This is a genomic window from Metabacillus halosaccharovorans, from assembly GCF_002019635.1.
GTDB classification, from domain to species: Bacteria; Bacillota; Bacilli; order Bacillales; family Bacillaceae; genus Metabacillus; species Metabacillus halosaccharovorans.
Genome location: NZ_KV917372.1, coordinates 1,990,493 through 2,017,476 on the forward strand (window position 1 = coordinate 1,990,493; position 26,984 = coordinate 2,017,476).

The 26,984-nt window shown below is 34.8% G+C and carries 19 protein-coding genes; all 19 read right to left on the reverse strand.

Annotated features, from left to right (window positions below):
• Positions 1 to 24: 24 nt before the first annotated feature.
• Positions 25 to 1,293 (reverse strand): TRAP transporter large permease, encoded by a 1,269-nt coding sequence (locus BK577_RS23520; protein WP_026560668.1) that lies wholly within the window; start codon positions 1,291 to 1,293, stop codon positions 25 to 27.
• On the reverse strand, positions 1,290 to 1,817 hold the full coding sequence (locus BK577_RS23525) for a TRAP transporter small permease (RefSeq protein WP_026560667.1): 528 nt from the start codon (positions 1,815 to 1,817) through the stop codon (positions 1,290 to 1,292). Before BK577_RS23525 ends, BK577_RS23520 begins: the two co-directional genes overlap by 4 nt.
• Positions 1,818 to 1,847: 30 nt before the next feature.
• Positions 1,848 to 2,855, reverse strand: coding sequence for a TRAP transporter substrate-binding protein (locus BK577_RS23530; protein WP_078435145.1), 1,008 nt, complete (start codon positions 2,853 to 2,855; stop codon positions 1,848 to 1,850).
• 545 nt (positions 2,856 to 3,400) lie between these two features.
• The gene (locus BK577_RS23535; RefSeq protein ID WP_026560665.1) at positions 3,401 to 4,750 is read right to left on the reverse strand and encodes a gluconate:H+ symporter; all 1,350 of its coding nucleotides are present in this window, start codon (positions 4,748 to 4,750) and stop codon (positions 3,401 to 3,403) included.
• 928 nt (positions 4,751 to 5,678) lie between these two features.
• Entirely contained in the window at positions 5,679 to 6,332 is a 654-nt protein-coding gene (locus tag BK577_RS23540) for a response regulator (protein WP_026560664.1), read from the reverse strand.
• Between the two features lie 89 nt (positions 6,333 to 6,421).
• Entirely contained in the window at positions 6,422 to 7,267 is an 846-nt protein-coding gene (locus BK577_RS23545; RefSeq protein ID WP_026560663.1) for a sugar phosphate isomerase/epimerase family protein, read from the reverse strand.
• A gap of 340 nt (positions 7,268 to 7,607) precedes the next feature.
• On the reverse strand, positions 7,608 to 8,840 hold the full coding sequence (locus tag BK577_RS23550) for a cytochrome P450 (RefSeq protein ID WP_026560662.1): 1,233 nt from the start codon (positions 8,838 to 8,840) through the stop codon (positions 7,608 to 7,610).
• 57 nt (positions 8,841 to 8,897) lie between these two features.
• On the reverse strand, positions 8,898 to 9,137 hold the full coding sequence (locus BK577_RS23555; RefSeq protein ID WP_026560661.1) for a ferredoxin: 240 nt from the start codon (positions 9,135 to 9,137) through the stop codon (positions 8,898 to 8,900).
• Between the two features lie 25 nt (positions 9,138 to 9,162).
• Entirely contained in the window at positions 9,163 to 10,179 is a 1,017-nt protein-coding gene (locus tag BK577_RS23560) for an NAD(P)/FAD-dependent oxidoreductase (RefSeq protein WP_139367425.1), read from the reverse strand.
• A gap of 334 nt (positions 10,180 to 10,513) precedes the next feature.
• Positions 10,514 to 11,704, reverse strand: coding sequence for a sensor histidine kinase (locus tag BK577_RS23565; protein ID WP_026560659.1), 1,191 nt, complete (start codon positions 11,702 to 11,704; stop codon positions 10,514 to 10,516).
• 248 nt (positions 11,705 to 11,952) lie between these two features.
• Positions 11,953 to 13,485, reverse strand: a complete 1,533-nt coding sequence (locus BK577_RS23570) for a glycoside hydrolase family 43 protein (RefSeq protein WP_026560658.1) — start codon at positions 13,483 to 13,485, stop codon at positions 11,953 to 11,955.
• Between the two features lie 49 nt (positions 13,486 to 13,534).
• The gene (locus tag BK577_RS23575) at positions 13,535 to 15,250 is read right to left on the reverse strand and encodes a HAMP domain-containing methyl-accepting chemotaxis protein (protein ID WP_026560657.1); all 1,716 of its coding nucleotides are present in this window, start codon (positions 15,248 to 15,250) and stop codon (positions 13,535 to 13,537) included.
• Positions 15,251 to 15,665: 415 nt separating this feature from the next.
• Positions 15,666 to 15,788, reverse strand: coding sequence for a hypothetical protein (locus BK577_RS26695; protein ID WP_281252638.1), 123 nt, complete (start codon positions 15,786 to 15,788; stop codon positions 15,666 to 15,668).
• A 202-nt stretch (positions 15,789 to 15,990) separates the two neighbouring features.
• Positions 15,991 to 17,412 (reverse strand): MFS transporter, encoded by a 1,422-nt coding sequence (locus tag BK577_RS23580; RefSeq protein WP_034332464.1) that lies wholly within the window; start codon positions 17,410 to 17,412, stop codon positions 15,991 to 15,993.
• Between the two features lie 422 nt (positions 17,413 to 17,834).
• Positions 17,835 to 18,644: an SDR family NAD(P)-dependent oxidoreductase gene (locus BK577_RS23585; protein ID WP_034332462.1), complete on the reverse strand. Its 810-nt coding sequence runs from the start codon at positions 18,642 to 18,644 to the stop codon at positions 17,835 to 17,837.
• A 35-nt stretch (positions 18,645 to 18,679) separates the two neighbouring features.
• Positions 18,680 to 20,215 carry an MFS transporter gene (locus BK577_RS23590; protein WP_051475570.1) on the reverse strand — a complete coding sequence of 512 codons (1,536 nt, stop codon included), beginning with the start codon at positions 20,213 to 20,215 and terminating at the stop codon, positions 18,680 to 18,682.
• A gap of 473 nt (positions 20,216 to 20,688) precedes the next feature.
• Positions 20,689 to 23,358: a glycosyl hydrolase gene (locus tag BK577_RS23595; protein WP_026560655.1), complete on the reverse strand. Its 2,670-nt coding sequence runs from the start codon at positions 23,356 to 23,358 to the stop codon at positions 20,689 to 20,691.
• A gap of 392 nt (positions 23,359 to 23,750) precedes the next feature.
• Positions 23,751 to 26,063 carry a glycoside hydrolase family 2 protein gene (locus tag BK577_RS23600; protein WP_026560654.1) on the reverse strand — a complete coding sequence of 771 codons (2,313 nt, stop codon included), beginning with the start codon at positions 26,061 to 26,063 and terminating at the stop codon, positions 23,751 to 23,753.
• 103 nt (positions 26,064 to 26,166) lie between these two features.
• Positions 26,167 to 26,970 (reverse strand): SDR family NAD(P)-dependent oxidoreductase, encoded by an 804-nt coding sequence (locus BK577_RS23605; protein WP_026560653.1) that lies wholly within the window; start codon positions 26,968 to 26,970, stop codon positions 26,167 to 26,169.
• Positions 26,971 to 26,984: the final 14 nt, after the last annotated feature.

Sequence of the window (26,984 nt, forward strand, 5' to 3'; positions counted from 1 at the left end):
AGAGATATTATCTCTCACTCAAACTTAAAGTAATAAAAGTGTTAATTTGGGTATAACCGCAATAATAGCCAAACTAACAAGCATGATGAAAAAGAACGGAACAACAGCTCTTACTAATGTAGGCATACTAAGTCCGGATATACCTGATCCGACAAATAGATTTACACCAAGTGGCGGTGTAATAAAACCAATCGATAATGTCACAATCATGATAATTCCAAAGTGAATTGGATCTAAACCTACTTGGCTTGCTACCGGAAAAAGAATTGGTGTAAAGATAATCACTGCTGCTGATGTATCAATAAAACATCCAATAATAAGCAACAGAAGAATGATAATTAAAATGATCACAATTGAGTTTTCAGATACTGATAAGAAAGACTCAGCAACAGCTTGTGGTATTTTCTCCATTGTTAAAATAGTACCAAAGGCGTTTGCTGTTCCAATAATGATCAAAATAGCAACAGAGCTTATAGCCGCTTCCGCAATAATCTTTGGGAATTGGCTGAATTTGATTTCTTTATGCAGGAATATACTAACAAAAGCTGCGTAAACAACTCCAAAAACGGCTGCCTCTGTTGGAGTAAATATCCCTCCATATATTCCCCCTAAAATGATGATTGGGACTAAAAGTGACCATTTAGCTTGATTTAAAGCAATAAGCATCTTTTTAAAGCTAAAGCTCTCTTGGGTACCTGAATACCCTTTCTTTTTGGAATAGAAATAACACCAGATCATTAAACAAATTCCAATTAAAACTCCAGGAATAATACCACCCAGGAATAAGTCCCCAATTGACTGGTTTCCTGATATTCCATAAAGAACCATTGGGATACTTGGAGGAATAATAATCCCCATTGATCCTGCCGTAACAATTACAGCGGTTGCAAATTTTCTATCATAGCCTTGTGCTACCATTGCAGGTATCATAATGCCCCCAACTGCTGCTACTGTTGCAGGACCCGATCCGGAGATAGCAGCAAAAAACATACAAGTGATAACTGCAGCTATTGCGAAGCCACCAGTATATCGTCCTACAAATATGTTAGCTAAATTAAATAATCTTGCTGATATTCCTCCCTTACCCATTATCTCACCGGCCAGGATAAAAAAAGGAATGGCCATTAACGCGAAATTATCAGTCGAAGTGACAAAGCCTTGTGCAAGAAATGTAATGGAAATATTCGGTGAATAAACAGCTGTAATTAAACCGGCTAACCCTAGAGATATCGCAATCGGGACGGATAGTAGCATAAACAAAAAGAAAGTACCAAATAATACAAAACTAGTCATACAATTTCCTCCTGAAGATCAGTCTGTTCTTCACTCTTGTCAAACTTAGGAAGATTTAACGTTTTCAATTGGTTTACTAAACGAACTAATTTTTGAATGAGACGAATCGACGTTAAAATCATTCCGACGACAGGGGCAGCATAAACCCATTCAAGAGGCAGTTCCAATGCAGCTGATTCTCTCGTTACCTTTAGGACGATATCAAAACCGTAGTAAGTCATGATAACAGCAAATAGTAAAAATGAGAAACTAGCTATCATATCAATGATAATTTTCCCCTTTTTTTCAAACAGCATTGGAAATGCATCGACCCCAAGGTGTTTCTCTTTTTTTACTCCATAACTAATACCTACATAAATCATCCAAATAAATAGATACCTTGCAACTTCCTCTGACCAAGTAAGAGACTCTCCAAGCACATATCTCATAAATACTTGTGTGAATACAATCATTACCGTTAAAATACTTAATCCGATTAAGATATATTCTTCAAAGTATTCATCTAACCACTTGATTCCTTTCATGTCATATCCTCCTCATGTGTAGTTTGAAACTTATTGGTTTTGTTCAACTTCTTTCAAAAGGCTATTAACAAATTCCTCTCCAAATCTATTTTTATAGGCATCATAAACGGCTTCAGCTTTTTCTCTAAATTTATCCCTATCTGGTTGAATAACTGTCATGCCAGCGTCTTGTAGTTCGCTAATCATCTTTTCTTCATTATCTCTTAATATATCTCTGTGAAACGTTGCAGCTTCACTTGCGCTGCTTTTAATAATTTCCTGCTCCTCTGGAGTAAGCGTTTGCCAAAATTCTTCACTTATGGCAACAGGTAATGGCATATATTGATGTCCAGTTAAATTTAGATAATCTTGAATTTCATTAAATTTACTAGCATACGTATTCGCAATTGGATTTTCTTGAGCGTCGACAGTTCCTTGTTGTAAAGCCATATATAATTCACCAAATGCCATCGGTGTTGGATTAGAACCAAATGCCTTAAAGGTACTTATTGATAATGGAAATTCCGGTGTTCTAATTTTCAATCCACCTAAATCTTCCGGTTCTTCAATTGGTTTATTTGAAGTAACGTGACGGAAACCGTTCTCGAAATAAGCTACTACTCTTAAACCATCTTCTAATAGTGGTTTTGCCACTTGCTGTCCAATATCACTATCCAGAATACTCCACGCTTGTTCGTAGGAATCAAATAGATAAGGTAATTCAAACACACTTATTCTTTGATCATATTGACTAAATGCACTCGCAGCTACCATTTGAAGGTCATTAAACGTAACACTTTCGATCATTTCCGCCTCAGAGCCGAGTTGTTCATTAGGATACACTTGCACTTTCATTTTTCCTTGTGATTTTTCTTCTACAAGTTCTTTAAATTTCATAACAGCTAAATGTCTTTCATTTGATTCTGCTGCGCCGTGTCCAAATCTAATAACAGTTTCGTTATTTGAACCTGCTACATTACTAGTAGTAAAGAAAACTACTAATATACTAAAAGCTAATCCTATTGTTAACATGATCATTATTTTTTGAAGCGTTTTCATTTTATCCCCACCCTTTGATACATATTATTTTCGGGTTAAATAGTGAAAAACCTACTCTTATTTACACCCATTATTTGTAAGCGCTTAAAGTTTTAATTTTCTAAAGAAGTTAAGTTTAGATTATTAAGATAAAAATTACTTATCATGGACCATGTGTTTATTACACATATGAATAAGGTAATATATGTAACCCTTTACATATTCGATAAAAATAGATATTACTTCTTCATTAAAAGAACCCTGCACAATCAGTAATATTAAGTAAGGTAAATAAACCTCTTTAAAATGAAATGAAGATTACTACTATCTTTTTCACCTTGTTCACTTGTCTACTAAGTAACCTTGTAGTTAAATTGTACGTTTCATATTACTAATTGTCAAACGTTTTTTCATACTTCCTTGTTACTATGTAAGTTGGACTATTATTTTTTATAATCAAAGATTTCATATATCCAAAATAAAAAAGATGCTCCAAAAAGCCAGGCTCTTTGAACACCTTTTTATTATCTAGTAACTACTTTGTGAGAAGACGCTATTTTATATATCTAAATAAATACATCAAGAATTAAAATAAACCCTAATCCAACTACAGCTGTAATAGAAGAAAGAACACTATACGTTGCAAAGGTTTCCTTCATCGTCATTCCCATATACTCTTTTACAATCCAGAACGCTGCGTCATTTACATGTGAGCCCATACAACTTCCGACCCCTGTTGCAAGGGAAACCAATACTAAATTTACGTCTGGGGTTTGGCTTAATATAGGGATGACTAAACCTGCAGTTGATAGTGTAGCAACCGTGCCGGATCCGAGTGCAATACGTAAGATTGCAGCTACTGTCCATGCAAGTAAAACTGGTGAGATTGCCTTTCCTTCAAATAGTTGAGCGATATAATCCCCTACTCCACCATCTATAAGAACCTGCTTAAAAGCTCCCCCTCCACCAATAATAAGCAGGAGCATTCCTAAGGCATTAATAGATTTTCCACATGATCCCATCAATGTTCTCATTGGAATCTTCCTAGCAATTCCCATTGTGTAAATAGCTAACAATAAAGATAGCAAAATGGCTGTAGAAGAGTTTCCAATGAAACGGATAAATAAGATAACGCCATTATCTGAAAAACCTACTAATCTCTGAACAAAATCCACTATTGTTCCAAAAGTCATTAAAATAACGGGAAAGATGGCTGTAAAAACACTGATTCCGAATCCGGGGGTCTCGTCCTCTTTAAACTCTTTTTGTTCACCTATTGAATCTACATTGCTTTCTCTTGAAAATGTAGCCGGCATCCATTTCTCTACTAATCTTGTGTACCACACTCCTGCAATTGCAACAGTTGGTATCGCAATGACTATACCGACGAGTAATACTGTCCCCATATCTGCCCCATACTCTGCAGCAACAGCCGTCGCACCTGGATGGGGTGGAAGAAAGGAGTGTGTTGCTAATAATGTAGAACTCATTGGCAGACCTAACTTAATGATCGAAATGTTTAACTCTTTGGCAATTGTAAAGATAATCGGAATTAATAAAACAAAGGCTACTTCATAAAACAAAGTGATTCCAACAATAAACGAAGCAAACACCACTGCCCACTGAATTTTCTTTTCCCCAAACCGATTAATTAACGTCATGGCAATACGATGTGCTCCACCCGCATCTGCAATCAGTCTGCCGAGCATAGCACCAAGTCCAAAGATTAAACCGATATGACCAAGAGTCCCACCTAAACCGCTTTCAATTGTATGAACAATATCCCCCGCAGGAATTCCCAATAATAAAGATACAATAAAAGATACGATTATTAGTGACACAAAGGTATTCAGTTTAAATCCCATAATTAATATGAGTAATATGACAACTCCAATAGATGTAAATAATAATGGCATAATTGCCCTCCGTTCTAATATGTTAGTTATCTAGTATATCCTGTTAATGTACTTTTCGTAAAAGAATTTCTTGAACTGATAATTTCCTATATTTCCTTTGTTAGCCCTTACAAACCTTTCGGTAAACTTATGTAATAAAATAAACTATGTGCCAGCTGTTACATAGACATGTCGATTTTTAAGGACTCATCGGCCGCATGTAAAAAGAGGTGGTAGATCGCTCTCCTTGTTCACTTGTCTACTAAGTGAACCACACATTAAATAATAATTTTATTTTTAGTTACTGTCAACTATTTTAATAGCTATAAAATACAAAATATGATTAAACAAAAGAGATTTTAAGAAATCCACACATGTAATTGTTTTCATCTCGGATGTTCTCGTTTTCATTAGAAATGCTACCGTTATCATCGACTTTGCCTTTATCAAGTCGAAAAACGATAATGATTACATAAAATTTCGTTCATACGAAAGAAGGTAAGAATAATGGAAAAGTTTCTACAAAAGTTAATTGAAGGCATGGAATACTACGCAAAATCATACACTATTTCTGGAAACTATAATCTCTCTAGCTCTAAATCATTCCAGTCTAGTTCATATAAAGGGAAAGAAATTGAGATAAATAATATACAAACGCTTTTTGCATCACAACATAAATAATTTTTGAAGACCAGTACTCCTTAATGGAATATTGGTTTTTTTACAGAAAAATTTCACTTGAAATAACCCTTTTCCGAATTAATTAATGGTCTTTAGATAGATGGAAAAACAAAAAAGCTCCAATCCCTACCTGTTTAGGAATTAAAGCTTTAATTCGATAGGGATCCCCCCTTACCCCTACTCATTTTGAATTGAGTGGGGAATAAATATTATATAAGTATTGATAAATCAACCAAACTAAAAGAATTCAACTAGAATTTCATGAAAATTATAGGGTAATATCCCCCCTCTTAATAGCAACAGAAACGGCCTCAGATCTCGATTCTACATTCAATTTATTGTAGATATTTGTTAAATGCGCCTTAACAGTTCTCTCAGATAACCCCATATCAAATGCAATTTCTTTATTTCGGTAGCCTTTCGATACAGCACGTATGATAAATAATTCTTTTTCCGTTAAAATAGACTTTTCTTGTTTATTTTCAATATCCTCAAGCTCGCTTCTCTCTTTCAAACTTAAAATCTTTATCATAATTTCCGGCTTTATAAGGGTATCGCCTCTTAAAGCTGCTTCAATTGTTCGGAATAAATCATCTCTATTCGTATCTTTTAGTAGATATCCTTTCGCACCTAATCTAATGCCAGTTACCATTAAATCATCCTCATTGTATGTTGTAAGGATAATAACCGGGATATCAATTTGCTTTTGATTCAGGTACTGGATTGTATCTAAACCATTCATTATTGGCATATTTAAGTCAAGTAATATGAGATCTATTTTATGTAGTGGGAGGAGATCAATCGCTTCTTGACCATTTTCGGCTTCACCGATCACTTGATAAGATTCATTTGTCTCTATTATCAATTTTAGGCCTTCCCTTACGACTAAATGATCATCTACAATTAAGATATTTTTTTTCATATAAACTGCCTTCCTAAGCTAGTGTATCTTGTTAAATTTTCATATGATATTGTTAATTTTTGATTTATCAAATGCTTTAAATCAAAAAACTAAATGTGTTTGTTGAGAAATTCGGCACTTAATTGAAACGACTTTACTGGTGATTTATCAACCCAATTCTTATGAGTTTCCAAGATGATAGCTTCTACACCAATTTTTTTTGCAATTTCTACAAGTTCTAATAGATTTATGTTCCCATGACCAAGTTCCATACTGTCAGACTTCAATATCGATCCGGTACGGCCTGTTACTCTTGTTCCTCGATCATTGATATGATACAGTTTCATTCTTTTTCCAAGTTTATTCATTAGCTCAAAAGCGTTACAGCCTGCCTCAATAGCCCAGTAAGAATCAAATTCAAAGTTGACATAACTCGCTTCTGTCTTTTCCATCAATAACTGGAATGCTGTTTTCCCCGACTCAACTTTACGAAATTCGCAATTATGGTTGTGATACAGTAAATAAATCCCGCCTTCTTTCAGAATTTCACCAGCACGATTCAATTTATCTGCAAGTTCCAGTACAGCCTGTTTGTTTGAATAGTCAAACCTGTGCATTCCCGTTACTACGATACAGTTTGTTCTATATGCCTTTGCTTCCTCAATGATCTTCTGAGGATTGTTTAAAATACTGCCTAGATCCTCATGAATGCTGACTACTTTTAGTCCGGATTCTGTAATTAATTGCTTCCAGTTTAATTTTCCACTTCGTCCTATAGGCATACCAGCAAAAAATGTGAGGATGCGGACAATATAAGGTACCTTCCTAATCATAAATCCACAAAGTTCAATTCCATTATATCCAGAATCCTTTAAAGCTTTAAGGGTTTCTCTTGCCATTTTCTCATTTCTAAGTACGGTACGGAGTTGGAACTGCTGAATTGCTTTAACAGTCAATTTATACCTCCTCTAACCTATATAGTCATAAAATTAATCTATATCGACCTAGGTAAGACTTATGTTCATTACCATCACTATGAAGTACTTTCTTTAGAATTTCCCCCTAGATAAATAGATTTCTATATACATTTTAAATTTTGTTTCTATCAATGTATGGTAATTTAAATTGTTTTTTATTATAAAGTGACCAATGTATAAGTAAAATTGATTGGAATCCACTATTTATACCCTGCTCATAATATTCTCTCTTGTACCAAACAATTGAGTAATACAAAAAACCTCCGAATAGTTAATTTAATATCGGAGGTGATACTATAGTTCAAGAAGTACTTTTACTCTATCTATATATTCTTATTGGTAATTGAGTCAAAGTTTGACCTGTAGCAGAATCAGTTAAACTATTTTCCAGATCAAATGCCTCAACTGGTTCTATATGGGAGTACTTTTGTAAGAATGTCTTCAAAGCAATATTCAATTCCAACCTGGCAAGCGGTGCACCAAGACAAAAATGTGCTCCATTACCGAAAGTTAAATGTTTTTTATTGTTAGGTCGATGGATATTCATTTCAAATGGATTATCAAACATATCTTCATCAAAATTTGCAGCACTCATCCAAACAATAATTGTTTCGCCTTTTTTTAATTCAACGCCCAAAAGATTGTTGTCCTGTTTTACAAATCGCTCTCTTTTAGAAATATGAAATCTATAACGCAGCATTTCTTCAACAGCATTTGGTACTAATTCCAAATCATTTCTTAGTTGATCATATAAGTTACTATCATCATACAAGAAAGAATAAAATATACTCGATATTGCATGACCAGTTGTTTCAATTCCTGCCCCTAGCAAAAGCATTGTTGTTCGCACGATTTCATCATCAGTAAACCTTTCACCGTCTATTTCTACTTTTATTAAATCTGAGATAATGTCCTCAGATGGATTTGACCGTTTTTGTACAACAAGTGGATAAAGATATTGAAAATACTCTATAGCAGCAGCCTGTTTTTTTTCATCAATTTCTTTTTCCCGTCCTTTAGTATAAGGTTGGAACAAAATATCCACCCATTTTTTATACAATAGACTATCTGTTGAAGGAACTCCAATCAAGTCAGCCATAACCATTGTAGGAAAGAGACCTGAGAAATGCTGGACGATATCTACATTGTCATAAGCTTCCATATCATCTACCAGCTTAGTTGCTATTTCTTGTATTCGAGGCTCCCAATTTTTTAAGCTGCGAGGTGTAAATGCAGCTGACAGAAGAGAGCGCACTTTTTGATGCTGGGGAGGATCGACTTCTGTAACATTTATTTTCTCTGGAAACTCTCCCTCTTTATTATTCGCACCTACAGCTATCGTGGTTCTTGATCCTACACTAGAAAAAAATTCATGTTTACTCAAAACCACTTTCGCATCATTATATTTAAAAACATTCCAAGTATCTGTTTCCTTATGATAATATACTGGGGCATTCATCAACATATTTTTGTACCAACTTATTGGAAAAAACTCTTCAGATCTAGATTTAAATTGAGTAATTTCTTGCATTGCAATGATTTCTTTATTAATAATGGCCACCTCCGATAGTACGTTGATTATTATTGGTCAAGTTTGCATTACATATCGTTAGATGTTTTTCTGTAAAACATGATCTGATATGTGAATAGATTCAGTAGGGCAATCCTCTAGCGCTTCCTCCATCTGATCCCATAATTCTTTCGGAATTTCAGATGTACCCTGGTTTTTGTCTAAAATAACATAAGCGATCCCATTGTCTTCAAAATCATAGATATCCGGAGCAGCAGCTCCACACGCACCACATGCAATGCATGTTTCTTGATTCACCCATGTGTACTTTGCACTCATTGTTTCCTCCTAATTGAAAAATTGATTATTGTACCAGTGATTTATCTTTCTTTTCCATTAAGCTTGTACTGTGCAATGGTTGTACTTTTGCTGATGGCTCAATATAAACTTTTGCATTACTTACAGCTGTTGCAGCTTCTCCAAAGCCGGTTGCAATGAGCTTTATTTTCCCATCATAGGTACAAATATCACCCGCAGCATATATCCCCTCAATATTTGTTTCCAGTTTTGAGTTCACCACGATTGAGTTTCCATTAATATTAAGATCCCACCCTTTAATAGGTCCCAGAGATGAAACAAATCCAAAGTTTACGATCACTTCGTCTGCCTCGACTTCTATTTCACAATCTCCTTTAGCTTCTTTAAGAATGACTTTTTCTAAAGCATCCTGACCTTCTAATCTAAAGGGTATATAAGGAGTAAGAATTTCTACTTTTGATTTTTCAAGAAGAGCTACACTATGTTCATGTGCTCGAAATTTATCACGTCGATGGACAAGTGTAACCTTTTCAGCGATTGTCTCTAGCATTAAAGCCCAATCTAATGCTGAATCTCCCCCTCCAAAAATAACCACTTTTTTACCAGTAAACTTACTTACATCATTGATAAAGTAATGAATGTTCAAGTCTTCTATATTTTCAGGTACTTCAATAGGCAATTTTCTCGGCTGAAACGCACCATTTCCAGCTGTAATAATAACTGATTTAGAGAAATGTGTTTCAGATTCTGTCTGAATCTTGAAAACCTCATCCTTTTTTTCAATGTTTTGTACCGATTGTCCAAGGCAAAGTTTTGTATGTTCCTCGAATAAATTCATTTGCTCCTGTAAATTGTCTATAAGTTCTTGAGCACGAACTTTAGGAAATCCTGCTATATCATAAATGTATTTTTCAGGATATAGCGCGGATAGCTGTCCTCCAAGCTGGGGGAGGCTCTCAATTATTTTTACCGATGCTTGCCTCATTCCTGCATAAAAAGCTGCAAACATTCCAACTGGTCCGCCTCCGATAATGGTAATATCAAATACTTTCTTGTTCTGCATCCTTTCCCCCCTTTTCATGAATAATTATAGTAAACAATACAAAATAAAAAATCGTACAATTGGGTAAGTACCAACTGTACGATTGGGCATGTTCTATTTATATATAATTAGTTCTCTAAAAACTACCTATTTCAGTCAATATTTCTTTCCCACTATCTTTCGGCTACTATTTGACCTATACCAACTCAAAATCTAGATCTAATTTCTTTATCTATTATTATGCAGTTAGCTTCTTTATTACTATTGTAATAGATAATCAAATAAAAAATATCGTACTAATGGGCATGAAATCCATGTACCTTCGGGCAAACATTGTTTTATTTCTTTTATTTTTTTAAAGAGGAATATTGACTAAAACCACGGTTCCTTCTCCTTTTGCACTTGTGATTTTAATATCTCCTTTTAATATACGAATCCGTTCATTCAGTCCTATTAATCCATAATGTCCGACTTTCTTACCTATTGTATCAGGATGAAAGCCAACACCATCATCCTGAATTTCAATAAAGAGGCCCCCTCCTTTAATCCAAATCGAAATATTGACTTGAGTGGCTTTTGCATGTTTGGCTATATTCATAAGACACTCACTGATAACATACAAACTATGTTTTTTTATATGTGTTGGTAGGCTGGACAACGACACAAAAGATTTATTAACATTCATTGATGTTGCAGTTGTAAATTTTAATATTTCTCTTTCGACTTCATTTACAAAATCCGCCTCTGTCATAGATACAGACCTTAAGTCGTCGATAGCTTCCCTAGCATCCTTAAGAGTAATTCTTGACTGAAGCATAGAATCCTGAACAATTTTCCTCGCACGTTCATAATTATTATTTTGTAGATGAATATCTATTGCTTCTAATTTCATAATTAATCCTGCAAGCCCCTGTGCTAATGTATCATGTAAATCCCTGGCGATCCGTTTTCTTTCATTAACAATTGTAAGTTCTTCTATTTTTTGATTGGCTAGTTGTAATTCGGATAAATAGTATTGCATTCGTCTCCACGCATTGGCTTGTCTCACATAAAGAATAGAATAAAAAATTGCAATAGCCATAATAAAAAATAGGATTGGTATAAAAAACGGTAATTCTTGAATGCCATAATTAACACTAACCGCATAAGAATAGGGTAGATATAATAGTATAACAACAATGATTACTTTAAGTGAATTGTCAAATATATAGATACTTTGTGCAATGATTATTGGTAATAAACCAATTAACACTGCCGGAGAACCACTCGGCATAATAAAGGCAGAAATAAAAATAATAGAGCATTGTATTATTAGATAAGGCCAAGCATACTTATTTTTAAATTTCCTAGAGAACCAATGCAAGAGTAAATGAATTAGCATTAATATAAAAAATACAATGGCTTTATCATACATAGCCTCTTCCAAAAATTGCAGTAGATTAGCCGCAATAAACACAATGACTACCCAAAATACCAATTGAAATCTATAGAATGGGAGATTATCAAATATATCGTAATCTTCTATATTTTTATTTTCTTTAACCATTTCTTTTCATCCTCTCATTTAAAATAACTAGTTCAACTTATGGTTCTACTACTCTTCCATGTACTGCTTCTCGTCTTATCCTTATTGATTACGTTAGATTAAAAGGTATAAGAAAAAAGCATTCATGTGTGAACGCTTTTTTCTTATACCTTTTGAGTAGTGTGGTAATTAAAAAACGCCAAAATTACCCCTTTGTGTTATTTCTCTTCTAAAACCTTTATTCATACATCCTAAAAATTCTCTTAAGATCATAATCCAGGCTTATATTCAAAAAAATCGAAGCATGCAGGTGTAGTCGAAGCCTTACCATTTCCCGTTGCATACATGGCGAAGTAAAGTCCCGTAAATCCACCAGCAATTTGTGTAGACAGTAAAGATGTTTCACCAGTTCCAATGACAACAGCATCGCCGGTTGTAGACGAGTACGTAAAAGTAAAACTTGTATCAGTAGCCTCAACCCCTAATATAACACTGGCATCATTATATTCAACTTCAGCTTCTACTATCTGCATACTTCCTACTATACGGCGGAATATGAGATAAGTTTTTCCTTGTTTATATGTTTTCGCAATATCATAATGGTATTTTTCATTCATATATACCGTTAAGCCAGCTTCTTCTCCATCTTCTTTCGGAGTGAATTCCATAAATGTAGAAACTTCACAGTTAAAATGCTGCTGTCTACGTCCAACAAAAGCTGGTGATCCTGTATCATTTAAAGTACAAGATTGGCCCATTAGAGATAAATAGCCTGGTTTTTCAGTTAATGACCATGAATTTTCACTAGGGTTGCGGTTAAAGTTCCAAACAGGTGCAAGGGTTTGACCTAAGAAATCTTCTTTCTCTAACCACTGCTCTGGATTACCTATCGGAAGTGCTGGTACCTCATTCTCCACTTCAGCACGCCCGTTATTCCCAATCGTTGGCCACCCTTCTTCAGACCATTCAACTGGTGCTAGATTGGTTTCACGGCCTAAATGATGAGTCTTGGTACTTTTCACAGGGCGGAAACCTAAAAATACTGCCCACCAAGAGCCCTCCTCTGTTTGTATCAGATCAGCATGTCCTGTTGCTTGTATTGGTTTCGTACTGCTCCGATTTGAAAGAATCGGATTATTAGGGTTACTTTCAAAAGGACCATATGGACTTTTGCTCCGTGCTATTGTTACCATATGCCCATATTCTGTTCCTCCCTCAGCAATCAATAGATAATACATTCCATTGATCTTATAAAGATGGGGGCCTTCTGGGGAACTTCCACCTGTCCCTTCCCAAATCAACTGAGTTTCACTTTTCATTTCTCCTGTTTCTATATCAATTTCAGTTTGAATGATCCCTTCAGGTCCAAATCCAGGAAAGCTTGCTGCAGTCAAATAGACTTTTCCATCATCATCAAAGAATAAAGATGGATCATACCCTAACAATCCTTCAATAAATATTGGTTCTGACCACGGGCCTTTCGGATCATCCGCCCATACAAAGAAACTCTTTCTAATTGTAATATTCGTAGTAATCACATAAAATCGTCCATTATGATAACGAATCGTAGGAGCATAAATACCCTGGGATGTGGTAAAAGAATGTTGTCGAGTTAATGGTAACTGACTCTCACGTGTTAACACATGTCCTATTTGACTCCAATTTACTAAATCAGTGCTATGAAATAAAGGAATACCTGGAAAGTAGTCAAATGAGCTAGTAACTAAATAAAAATCGTCTCCTGCCTTACAGATACTAGGATCTGGATGAAATCCACTAATTATAGGGTTTGAATACATCATTTTAATCAATCCTTTCAAATGAAGATAATTCTCGAAGATTTGTAAAACTTTATTTAACTTTGAATTTAATAACTAATTCTCTTAACTCTTCAGACATATTTGCCAGTGTGCGTGATGCTTCTGTAATTTCTTCTGATGAGGCAAGTTGCTCCTGTGTTGTGGCTGCTACTTGTTCAGCACCTTTTAATCCTGTATTTGCTACTTCTGCGATTTTATCGAAGGAGTGATGTACCTCGTTCGTGTTTTGTTTAAGAGAGCTAATAAATTCTCCTGATTCTATTACTAGTTTTGTCACTTCCTTGATTGAGGTTTGTATATGATTGAATGCTTTTTCTGCTTCCTCTGAAGCAATACTACCTTCTTTCACACCTTTATTTGTTATTCTCATTGAAGACAAAGATTTTCCAATGTCATGTTGAAGTACTTGGACTATTGAGTCAATTTGTTGTGCAAATTTACCTGATTGTTCCGCAAGTTTTCGCACTTCTTCGGCAACAACAGCAAACCCTTTTCCTGACTCTCCTGCTCTTGCCGCTTCAATAGCAGCATTTAATGCAAGAAGGTTTGTTTGATCAGCTATAGTAGTAATCATTCCACTTATGTTTTCAATTTTCTCCGAATGATCATTAAGTCCTTCAATTAAGGAACTTAATTGACTAACATCCTGTTGAATCTCAGCCATCCCTTTTTTTACGTTTTCGAGAATAGTCATACCTTTTACAGCTAACTCATCTGTTACCGTAGCGCGCTGAGATACTTTATTCGTATGAGACGAACATTCACTTATCAAACTAAGCATCTCATTAAGAACATTTGTGCTATAATTAATTACCTTCGACTGTTTTTTCGAACCATCTAGTAACTGTTCTGTAATGACTGCTGATTGGGCGCTAGCCTCCTTACTTTGATAAGCAGCTGCAAATAACTCCTCTGAGGAGGCTGATACTTGTAACGATGCATGATCAACGTTATGAATGATAGATGAAATGCCATTTCTCATTTCATCGTAGGATATCATTAGTTCGCCAATCTCATCCTTGGAGTAGTAAGTAATTTCTCCTGTAAAGTCCCCTTGCTTAGCATCTCCAAGCAAGGTTTTTAGTTGTGTGATTGGCTTTGTTATCATACTCGATATCTTTCGACTAACTATTATCAACAAGATAATTCCAACCCAGTTAACTATACTAAGAGTTATAATTAGTTTCTGTCCCTCCCCATCATTTTGGGAATTCAGTTTTGTTGCAGCTGATTTGTGTATTTCAAGCAACTTACTAATCGACTCGGAATTTTTGTTTTGTAACGTACGAAATTCATCTAAATACAAACCATATGCCTCTGTTATTTTTCCCTCTCTGTGATATTCAAAAATTTGTTTCGTCAATTTATTCATGTTTGATACATTATCGATATACATCTGCATATGACTACTTTCTTTTGTATCCATTAATGATGTATTTTTTTTGTATTCATTTATTAATTTTGTTTTTTCATCATCCATTTTCAGCAATGATTCTTCAGTTTTACTAGGATCTTTAGACGTTAGCCCCTCATACGTTAGTTGATACATGCTATGATCCAAGTTAGAAAGTTGAGTAAGTATATATGAAGGGAGCATCTGTTGTTCATATATAATTTCTGCACGCTCCTTCATCTTTGCAGCATTCATGTTCCCAACTACTCCATTTATAAATAAAAATAATATAGAAATAAATAGCAAAAGTGATAACTTGCGAGAAACTTTCAGATTAAATAACCATTTCATCATTACAATTATTCCTTTCAAGTGGGGAGAGATTACCTTTCTTTTTTTCTTACATTATTTACATCGATATTCAACAATAGTTACATTTCATGTTATGATTTTCTCATCCCCTATTTACAAACTTTAATTGAAATCCCTTACATAAAATTATAAGGAATATAATTTGTTTTTTATGGTAACTATGTATCCTTTTAGGTATTTTAGTTAGTTTATTTAAGGTATTCTCAAAAAAAAGCATTACTTGTGTTTCAATCCAATGTATATGAGAAAAAGCCTCAGTTTAGTGAAGTGAGGCTTACACAACTATTTATATATTGAAATAAAATACATTGAATAGGAATAATTAAATTTGTGGAAAAAGATGAGCTGGCCAATTGGCCTTTGAGGATTAAACGAAGAAAAACTTAGAAAATACTTTTCAATTGTTTCTAAACATTTTAATCATAAATTCTAATTCACTTTTACTACAAGGTTTTACAGCCATTTGATATGCGAATAGGTATTTTCCATATTTATTCAAGAGTTTTGTCAGTTTCTCCATATGAATACCTCCTTTCTTCCTTACTCTAATTATCTTATTTTTAATTAATTTTGACAAAGTTCAAGTAAACGATAACATCCTGTATGAATGCGATAACATTTGCTTTGTAAACGCATTATTTCTAATTTCTTATTAATTTTCTCTATTTTGCTTTTTTGTAATAAAAAAGCTTCAATCCCATAATTAGGAATTGAAGCTTTTATTAATTGTTAGAAGCACCCTGCCTTCTTCTCTCAGCAAGTTCTTTTGATATTTTTGCTTGCTTTTCCTCTGTTAAATCAAAGAAAGCAACACATACTGTAAATGCAATCACAATAGACGGGAGCAATCCCATTAACATTTTCAATCCGAAGATTGTTTCATCACTCTGTTCAATCCCAGGTACATATCCAACAAACGCAAGCCCAGTAGCTGCTATTGAACCAGCAAGAGCTGTAGAAAGTGTTTGCATAAACCCTTGCAATGAACCCATAAATCCATTGACATTAATTCCGGACTTCCATTCTGTATAATCCATGGCAGCTGGTAACATTGCGCCTTGAGCGGGACTCGCAAACCCTAAAAATAAGCTAGCGATCACACTTGTTACTAGAAACATGACAATGCCGAATGTTGTATTAGGAATGAACATGACAGACGCCATTGATATAACACTTACAATTGCACATGCTAGTACATTCATCTTTAGACCAATTCGTTTCGTTACCTTCGAGCTTAACATTACTCCTAGAATAGTAGGCACTAAACTAACGATTCCAAATAAAACCATAAGACTCTCAAAATTAAAATAATATTTAAAGTAGTGAATCATAACTGCTGACCTAATACCATTTGCCATATTAATCGAAAAAACATAAATGTATACAATAATAGCCGCTTTATTAGTAAAAACAGCTTTAAGCAACACTTTAATGGAAGGCCTATCTTCTTTCTTATTAAGATTTACCACGTATTTTTCTTTTAGTGATGTGACTTGAAAAAGGGAAAGAGATACACATAAAATACCTATTAACCCCATTAAGATAGAGAAACCTTGCGCGTCATTTCCTCCACCAAACACCTTATATAAAGGCTGAACTCCCGTTGAAATAAATATTGCTGCCAACATAACAAGAAAGTATCCGATTTGTCCCATTGAAATTCTATCATCAATTCTTTTTGTAATAGCGGGACCTACCGCTGCTGCTGGTGCTTGCAAGCTTGCAACCAAAATACTATAAATGACAAATGTAACAGTAATGTATACTAATTCTGCCCTTGGACTTAAATTAAAATCTGTAAAAGTTAACCATCCGAATATTGCAATTGGGACACCTAATATCAAGTACCAAGGAACAAACTTACCCCATGGAGTACTTGTTCGATCTACGATTATACCAAATATCGGCGCAGATATTGCACCGATAATCCGTGCAACTAAAATTAGGCCTGCTACATATGCTAAACTCACTTCCATTACATCTGTATAGAAGAAAAGCAGGAAAACAGCTATCATTTGAGAGTGAATAGTTCCGTTAAAACCTGCAAGGGTGCCTGCAAGTTTCTCACGAAATGTAAGTCTTTGCTCATCATCAATTTCTCTGTTATTAATAGATTTTATCGACATTGTTTCTGGAGTTTCCATATATTTATCTCCTAAATGAAATTTAATAAAAATACTTAAATTTTTTCCTACGACCCTATGGTTGATATTACTATCAGAGGTGATGTTACGAATTTTAACTTTAAAACAAAGTTTCAAATGATTTTCATAAAGAGTTAATTACTTTTTAAGAATGGCCGGAAGTATACTTAACTAAGAGGATTGAAATGATGATGAGCTATTTTACTAACTAAAAAGGTATGAAGTATGAATATTTTATAATCTTTATGATTTGAAGGATATAGTGACCAATTAAACTTGGATTTAGCTAATTTTATCCTGTTGTGGCTATCTTATATTGTACTTTAGTGTTTTTTTTTGTATTTTACACTTCTGAAATATTATAAAAAAATGAAAATAACTTCCTTAAATCTAGGAAGTTACTTTCATTGTGACCGAAATTTTCAGTCTAAAATCTCTGGATTAGACCATTTTGCAGGTGTTAATTTTCCTGCACTAGAGCCAGCATCAATAGATATTGCTGCTCCACTGATGTAACGAGCTAGATCAGAAGCTAAAAATAAAGCTAGGTGACCAATTTCTTTAGGATCACCCAATCTTTCATTTGGGGATAACATTTTTGCATATTGTTGAACAAGTTCTTCAGGAGCCTCTCCCCAAATGGAGGTTCTAAATGTTCCCGGACAGATAGCATTAACCGTAATATTATGTGGTGCATAATCTAGTGCTGCACTCTTGGTTAACCCAACAACTCCATGCTTAGATGAAGTATAAAGTCCCATTGAATTATTACCTAGTAAACCAGCTAATGAGGCAATATTGATAATAAAACCTCCTGTTGATTTTGACTTAAGTATAGCTTCAATTCCAAACTTCATCCCCAAGAATACACCCTTTAAATCAACAGATGTTACTTTATCAAATTCATCTACAGAATATTCATGTGTCGGTCTATTAGGAGCTGCAATACCAGCATTATTAACAAGACCATCTAGACGGCCGTAGGTTTCGACGGCAACATTGATCATATTCTTTACATCTTCCTCTTTACTTACATCAGCTCTAACAAAAATCGCTTCTCCACCTGTGGATTTAATTTGTTCAACTACTTTATTACCCTTATCCACATTTACATCCGAAATAACAATTTTCATTCCGTTTTCTGCATAACATTGCGCAATTGCCTCTCCTAATCCATCAGCAGCACCTGTTATAATAGCAACTTTATCCTTTACACTTGAAAAATCAGTCATTCTAAAAATCCTCCTTCTAACTTTTGAGCCTACTTTTATTTTAAAATTCTCTCTTGATGTGTATTGGTATCTTTGTTCAGGATCGCTTGACGTCTTGCTTCAATTTCTTCCTGAATTTCAATCATTCGATCTCTATCTAATTCATAGAACTTCATTGCAATTAACGAGATGATCCATGCGATTAACATGACTCCAATCGACAAAAACATAGTTACCCAAAAAATCCCTTCAGTATACGGTGTTTCTACATCAGGGAATGCTGCTTTAAACCCAATAAGGGCAAGCATCAAGCCAACCAATGTTTGCTGAAGAGAAGAAACTCCTTTATCAATAAATGAATAAACAGTTGAAATTACACCCGCTGCAAAGCGATCTGTTTTATACGTGTTGTAATCAATAACATCTGCTAACATCGGAAGGACTAACCCAGAGGCTACATAACGAACGGCTCCTCCAACTAAATATAAAAGTAAAAAACTAATTGTCATAAAGCCCATGTTATCCATACGAATTTGTGTTGGATCCCCAAGCCATAGCAGTAAAAATAGAAGTCCATAGCTGAATAGACAGGCCCAAGTTGCTATAACATATCCTTTTTTCGATCCGAATTTCATTGAAAAGCGAATACCAAAAAGGAGGACTAAAATATTAGGGATTAGCGCTATTGCTTGTGTTGTCCCCATCATCGTATAATTCCCAAGTACAATTCCAAATAGCATGACATTCACAATCTGATTACCAGCAATTTGCATACTCAATTTATCTGTACTTGCAGCTATAATAAACATTTGAAGTGGTCTATTTCCCTTAAGTAGCGGCCATAAATCTTTCAGCTTAATAGTTACTGAATCATCACCTGTACCAAAATTTTCAATACGATCCTTAGAAGAAATAGCTATAATGGCAAGACCATATGAGATACCTGCGATAATTACAGTAAAGATAGTAAATTCATGGAATAATCCTACATTACTATAACCACCATATTTTCCTGTTAAATAAAACGATAGATATACTGTCGCAGCTGTATAGAAAGCCATCGTATATATCATCGTAAGTCCACCAAATAATGGTCTTTGTTCTGGATCATTTGTAAGAATTGTATTTCCGACATTCAATCCGGCTTGTGACAATGTATATCCAATAATGAAAACCATATATAAAAGAATAAAATAAATAAGCTTAAATCCCTCAGGAACTAAATGGTTTGTGAAGAACATCAGTAAGGTCGAAATAGACATTAAAACATATGCAATAAGAATAACTGGTCTAACCTTACCGTATTTCCCTTTTGTTTTATCTATAACTAATCCAATAATCGGATCGGTAATAGCATCGAACACTCTTGAACCAGTAATAACGATTGAAGCAATGACCGTACCCAATCCAACAATTCCTGCAGCATAATATGAAACTAGAGTCATTAAAAACATAAATGCATTATGACCAAATCCACCAATCGGATATAAAGCCATTTGCCAGGCCTTCGCACGTCGATATTTTTTCTCACGTTCAGCTTTTTGAATAGCTTTTTGTTCTTTCGCAATTTTCCTTTTTTGATTTTGCGACATACCTTTCCCTCCCTATACACAAGAATAATACGCTTTCATTCTTTGGAAATTAAAGACTTATAAATGCTTTAGAAATTACACAAGAAGATAAATTGAAATACCTTAGGAATTATTTATCTCACCCCCGTAACTCACTTTTAATGTTAGCACTTACATTTTATTTGTTATGGTATTTTAGTCTTGTTTTTGGTGAATAAACACAATATTTTCATCCTATTTACGTATTTCTATATTTATGTCCAACCCTTAATTTGCACTAAAATGGAAAAGGAGGTATTTCATAATAATGAGTATATATGACTAAGTATTGCAATTTTTATATAATTGAAATCTTTCAGCTCGAATGTTAAAGGAGAGACCCCGCCCTTAACTCCAAATTATCCTTTACTAGATTGTTCACTTAAACACCAGGCATTAAGGATAAAACTAAATCGGCTTCATATTAGAAGCCGATCTCCATCACTTGAAATTCATTATTTTTGAACCAATATTTTAACATCCCCTACAATTCCAGTAGGTTGAAGCATTGGAGCTTTAGCAAATGCCGCAAAGAAGTTACCAGGCTCAAGCGGTCTAAAATGTTGTTCACGCTCAAGCGTTGTAGCGACCTCAATACGAACCTTATTTTTACCCTCTCTTAGTTGCTTACTTATATCAAAGACAAATGGTGGAGCTATTTGAATTCCAACTGACTCATCATTTATGAAGACCTCTACCCCTTCAAACGCATCATCAATCCTTAAAGATGCTTGTTTTGTCAAAGGAGTTTCAACCTCATTCTCATATCGGATAAAACCTGAAAACTCGGGATACTTCAATCCTATATTCTCTAAGCTAGAAACTTCCTGTGTATCATGAAAATTAGGATACTCTATTGAAGTGGCAAAACTCATTGTCCATCCATCCTCAAGAGTAATTTCCTGATCAAAAGAAACAGGTGACTTAACTTCTATCTCCTCAGATTTATCAAATACTACGACCACACTTTGAGATGGCGGAATTTCCAAACTAAGCACTGTTCCTTCTTCATTGTGGTCTGCACGTACTTCATATAATTCATTATTCCAAACATCATAACCGTATACAGGGCCTGTATTTGGCACAGTGATAGTTCCGACAAATGTCTCTGCCATATTCTCGTTAGTGAAGAGATATAAATCACTTTCTTCACGATAATGTAGATAGCGCAGCATAGAAAAAGCAGGCTCTACAGAAATTTCTTTTGCAGCATTCTCTTTTATAGCAGAAACTAGAGTCTCTAAAGTAACCACCTTACAACTAGATAATTCTTCAAGTAACGTATTATCTCCATCTACAATTCCACTAGGCAAATTATTGATGAAAAGAACTTGATGCCCTGCTTTATTAAGTTCAATTACTGCTTTAGCTGTACTTTCAGTGACATATTGTGAATAAGGTATAATTAAAGACTTATATTCTTGATTATTGACATGCAAATGCTTGCCTATTTTTGTCTTGAATCTGTCTAGCTCAGTAAAAACATCAGACGGTAAGATATCAAAATCAATTTGATTATCCATCAATACGTGTGCTGGCTTCTGATTTAGCATATATTCCCCAGCCCATTCTGCTTCAGCATGATAAAGTATAGCAGTAGAAGTCACTCGTTTTCCGTCACTAATTAAAGCACACATACGATTTAAGTATCTCATCAGTGCACCAAAGTGTCGGAACTGTGGGTCATGACCGTTAGCATAAAAATGTGGCGGGCAGTCTGGATCAGGGTAAGGCTTCGCAGAAAAAGCGTGAGGAACATAATGATTCACACCTCTCACTAGGAAATGATCCACTAGATATTTCATCATTCGAACACCTTCACCCCAACCATATGCACCAAATATTTCACACATAGTGCGACCTTTCTTTATCGGATCAATGGCTGCAAAGGAACTACCGAGTTTTCCAAGCATATAATGAAAGAATTCTCCATCTCGATCACCAATAATCGTTTTCTTTGGATAGATCTCACCGCCTGGCATTACTTGCCCACCAATATCATCTATTCCTGACATATGTTGTCCAGATAATCCACGGAAGAAATGTCCTAAACTTGGGCCTGTTCTTGCATGCATGTTATTATCCTCGATTAAATGCCCAATGTACTCCACTCCATGTTCTTCACACCAGTTACCAATTTGCTTAGAAAAATTCTCTTCAACCAATCTTGTAATAATATCCATGTAAACATAACGAACTTCTGCTGTTTGATCAGTATTTCTGGCATCTTCCCAAAGTAAAGGTAACTTTGTTTTCCAATTAGCTCCTAAACGTTCCTTCATTTGCACTTCTACCTCTTCACTCCATGGAAGATCTGTGTCTGTACCAATTGGCTGATTTGCATTCATCTTTCCATTACCAAGCTCAGGTTCATCAGAAAAGAAACCAGCAATTGTTTTTCCAAACTCTTCTTTATAACGTTCAAGGTGAGGCTCATATACCGCTTCAATTTGCTTTCTTGCACTTTTATGGTTAAGCATATTGATATAATTGTCACGACTTCCTGCATTTCGTGTAAGATAGTTTACATATATGATCCACTTACCTTCTGGAACGTCCCAAACAAGTTCTCCATCCTTAACTAATTCTGTAATATCAATTAAAGTCGATGCATCAAAGTCTTGGTCAATACGTGCTGCACAAACACTAAGCAGTGTATCATCATCAAACTGTCTTCTCTCTTTTTTAGCACGCATAGAAAACATACTAGTTTCAAAAGGATTTTTAACATATTTAACATGTTTAGCAACATTTAACTGTGCTGATTTTGCTGGTCCTATTACCTCAATTGAAGAATAATAAAGAAATTGTCTACATAATTCAGCAGGTGCATCTTCTAAAGCCCCATTAGCAAATCCTGTAGGAAAGTGACTATCATCTAAGATCCAAACTTTCATATTACGCTTTTTCGCCTCATCCAAGATGATGTCCATATCACGCCACCATTGCGGTCCACAATAATCAGGATGTGGTCTACTTTCCACACAAACAGCTCCTATTCCAGCTGATTGAATTGCCTCCATATACTCTCGTAATACTGACTCTTCCTCGCCATGTAACCAGAAAAATGGTAAAATATAATTATTTCCTTCATTATTTAATAATTTCTTTATTTTTTGATTCAAGTTAATTCCTCCCTACTATCTATAAAAATTTCAATTTAAAATAGATTTGTTTAACCAAAATTATTTTTTCTTTAGAGTTTTTAGCATTCAAAAGGATCGCTTTTTAACAATGCTAGTAACAGGATAAGTACATCTTTAAATAAAAGTGCTATTAGAAAATAAAGCGATTACAACAATTTAATAGTATCATTTCCCGATGTCCCTTTATGGTATTTCCGTTCTTTTTTTTGTGTTTTTTTCACTAACCTATCGAGTTTTTATAGTATAAGTAATTGGTGTGATAGAGCTTAATACCTTCCTTAGAAGTTAACCAAAAGGATTTTTCAATTTAGCTAGTTGCTTTTCTATATTACAAAAGGTGTCTCTATTTAAAGGAGACACCTTTTGATTCTCTACTTTGTAACTTTTACTAAGTCACGGTTTAGTCGATTTATTACTTTTTCATTAAATAGAGTGCTATCATTATCCATTGATGCTAGAGCATCTAACTTGAAACCTTCCATCATTCCATACATTGGAATTTTTGTAAGATCACCTAGTATTTTTATAACAATTTCTTTTGTTTCGTCATTGGCCATTAAATCATGTAAGGTGTCGCGTGATGAATAAACACCATCAGGTATTTCTACTTTTTCTATTGGCTCATCGTCGTCATACTCAGGCAAGTCAAACCAGTTGGCAACCATTTCACCCTTATCTTCCACAGGTGCAGAATAGCAAGGATTCTCAGTCGCAACCTTTTCAATCCAAGCTTGGTCTGAGAATGAATTGTTTCCATCCTGAGCTAGTACCTCGATATGGTTTCGCCCTTCACTTAAATCCACACCTTTGAAAACTATAATCTTATCTATTCCAGATAGAGTCTCGATTTCTTCACCATTAATCATTAAAGTAACTTGCTCACAATTGGTATATACTTTCAAATCTGTTGTTTCACTTGCACGTTCTACATAACGCTTCCCTGCAATATGAACAAATGGTTCATTTGACCAATGTGCTTTATACATAAAGAAGGCATCTTTTTTCACTTTTCTGTCATAGGTAACAAGTCCTTTATTATTACGTCCTTTTACTCCACCCTCATCTCGGACATTTGCACCGAAATCAAACATGTTCCATACATATGTTGCCCAAAGATAAGGACGTTCTTTAAATATTTTCCACGTTTTTTCATGATAGAGTGCATGATATTCCTCAGTGTAATCTTTAACCTTAGGTTCATCACTGTGATACTCGATAATCCCTTCAGCACCGTACTCTGAAATACATAAACTAGTATTTGGGTTTGTTTCATGAAAGCTGTCAAGCCATGGAGCGAAGTCTTCTGCTTTCCCATTATACCAACCATAATACTTGTTATAGCCTATAACATCGGTCATGTAGTTATATTCATCCTTCTCGTCAACTATAAACATATTTGCCATTGTAGTTAATCGAGTTGGATCCTCTTGTTTTGATAATTCGTTTAATTCACGAACAACTTGACGAACCTTTTCTTCGTTTTTGCTGCCAATTTGAATCTCATTTTGTATTCCCCAAAAAAGAATGGATGGGTGATTGAAGTTCTGACGAATTAATTCCACCATTTGCGACTTAGCATTCTCACCTGTTAAATCAGTTAGTGACATTTGAGTAATAAATGGTATTTCTGCCCAAACAACCATTCCTTCACGATCACATAGATCATAGAAATATTGGTCATGTTGATAATGTGCAAGGCGAATGGAAGTTGCCCCAATCTCCTTTATCAATGCCATATCTTCCTCATGCTCTTTATGAGTAATAGCCCACCCCATATCTTTTCGATCTTGATGTCGAGCTACACCATTTAACCGAACATTCTTGCCGTTTAAAAAGAGTCCATGATTTGGATCAACATGAAAATAACGAACACCGAAAGGAACTATAATCTCGTCGACCGTATCATTAAAACGCTGTAAAGAGATACGTGCCTCATACAAATATGCATTTTCTATACCATTCCATAAATTTGGCTCATTAATTCTCATAGCTAAATCAACAGGCTTTGTTTCACCCGCATTAAGGTTGACCTCAGCCCCACAATTACTAACTAAATTGCCTGTTTGATCTAATAGGTCAATCCATAATCTAACCTTACTGTCTTCTTGTAAATCATTAGTAATTCGTGTATTCAACCTTAATTTCGCTAATTTATCGGTTACTTCTTCTTGTACGACATAAACACCTGTAGAACCTTGATCTAATAGATCGATGTGCACTGGATTTACAACAATTAAATTAACATCTCGGTAAATTCCACCAAAGAAGGTGAAATCAGCTCTTAGCGGATAGACATCTTCAATGTCTGAATTGTCTACTTTTACAGCCAATACATTCGGTTTTCCAAACTCGAAATGATCAGTTAAATCAAATCGAAACGAAGAATACCCACCGCGATGCTGACCTAAATGCTTTCCGTTTAAATAAACATCTGCAATACTATTTGCTCCCTGAAACTCTATAAAAACCCGATTATTTTGATCTAATTCTGGTAAATTAACAACTTTGCGGTACCAACATGCACCCCGATAATATTCATTACCATTTGCTCCGTCGATTGCGTTCCATGTATGTGGCAATGACAACTGTTCCCATTCATGATCGTTAAAGGTAATTTCTTTTGCCCTTTTTTCGTCTTGCTTTGAGAATCTCCACATCTCATTTAAATTGATTATTTTTCTCATTTCCGTACCTCCAAGCTTACCTATTAATAGAGTGAAGAATTATTTGATAAGATTACTAGTTTACAATTTACTGACAATAAGGATTGAGAGAACTTAGATTGATTTAGACTAAATCCTTCATCTTCTCAGCAATTAGATCTGATGCTCTTCTCGGGCTTAAACGATAAAGCTTATCCATCGCTTGAGAGTCCTTACCAGCCAAAACCCGGTCCTTATCATTTTCAATTCCATTTACAATAATTTCTGCAGCTTTACTAGGTGTTAATAATTTCGATACATCTTCTTGACTCATCTCTTTATTATCTGCATTCTCTAAACCGGAGTTTTTCATAATATTTGTACTTACTCCACCTGGAAAAACAACCGTTACCTTCACATTTGTGTCTTTAAGTTCAGCACGTAGCCCCTCTGTTAAAAGCTTTACAGCAGCCTTTGATGCACCATAAATTGTTTGGCCAGGAACAGGTAAAAACCCTCCCATACTTGATATATTTGTAATATGTGCAATTGGTCTTTTTAAAAGATACGGGAGAAATGTCTTTACCATAAATAGCGTCCCATAAAAATTAATATCCATTACCATTTTAATTTTTTCATATTCTAGTTCGTTGACACTCACAAATGAATGAATAATGCCCGCGTTATTAATAATTCCATCTACTTTCCCATGATAAGCAATTACTTGCTCTGGAAGTGCCTCCACAGCATCCCGCTCTGTTAAATTCACAATATGTGTAGAAAGCTTTCCATTTTTATCTCCCGATTGTTTGACAGTTTCCTCTAATGCTTCCTTACTTATATCAACAGCTGCAACACTTGCACCCTTTGACAGGAGGTTAAGAACTAACTCACGACCTATCCCGCCTCCAGCACCTGTAACGACAAGAACTTTGTCAGATACTTTCATTTTTATGTCACCTC

Coding starts and splice junctions, on each gene's coding strand:
- BK577_RS23520 (WP_026560668.1), bottom strand. CDS start 1,293: ATGACTAGTTTTGTATTATTTGGTACTTTCTTTTTGTTTATGCTACTA.
- BK577_RS23525 (WP_026560667.1), bottom strand. CDS start 1,817: ATGAAAGGAATCAAGTGGTTAGATGAATACTTTGAAGAATATATCTTA.
- BK577_RS23530 (WP_078435145.1), bottom strand. CDS start 2,855: ATGAAAACGCTTCAAAAAATAATGATCATGTTAACAATAGGATTAGCT.
- BK577_RS23535 (WP_026560665.1), bottom strand. CDS start 4,750: ATGCCATTATTATTTACATCTATTGGAGTTGTCATATTACTCATATTA.
- BK577_RS23540 (WP_026560664.1), bottom strand. CDS start 6,332: ATGAAAAAAAATATCTTAATTGTAGATGATCATTTAGTCGTAAGGGAA.
- BK577_RS23555 (WP_026560661.1), bottom strand. CDS start 9,137: ATGAGTGCAAAGTACACATGGGTGAATCAAGAAACATGCATTGCATGT.
- BK577_RS23560 (WP_139367425.1), bottom strand. CDS start 10,179: ATGCAGAACAAGAAAGTATTTGATATTACCATTATCGGAGGCGGACCA.
- BK577_RS23565 (WP_026560659.1), bottom strand. CDS start 11,704: ATGGTTAAAGAAAATAAAAATATAGAAGATTACGATATATTTGATAAT.
- BK577_RS23570 (WP_026560658.1), bottom strand. CDS start 13,485: ATGATGTATTCAAACCCTATAATTAGTGGATTTCATCCAGATCCTAGT.
- BK577_RS23575 (WP_026560657.1), bottom strand. CDS start 15,250: ATGATGAAATGGTTATTTAATCTGAAAGTTTCTCGCAAGTTATCACTT.
- BK577_RS26695 (WP_281252638.1), bottom strand. CDS start 15,788: ATGGAGAAACTGACAAAACTCTTGAATAAATATGGAAAATACCTATTC.
- BK577_RS23580 (WP_034332464.1), bottom strand. CDS start 17,412: ATGGAAACTCCAGAAACAATGTCGATAAAATCTATTAATAACAGAGAA.
- BK577_RS23585 (WP_034332462.1), bottom strand. CDS start 18,644: ATGACTGATTTTTCAAGTGTAAAGGATAAAGTTGCTATTATAACAGGT.
- BK577_RS23590 (WP_051475570.1), bottom strand. CDS start 20,215: ATGTCGCAAAATCAAAAAAGGAAAATTGCGAAAGAACAAAAAGCTATT.
- BK577_RS23600 (WP_026560654.1), bottom strand. CDS start 26,063: ATGAGAAAAATAATCAATTTAAATGAGATGTGGAGATTCTCAAAGCAA.
- BK577_RS23605 (WP_026560653.1), bottom strand. CDS start 26,970: ATGAAAGTATCTGACAAAGTTCTTGTCGTTACAGGTGCTGGAGGCGGG.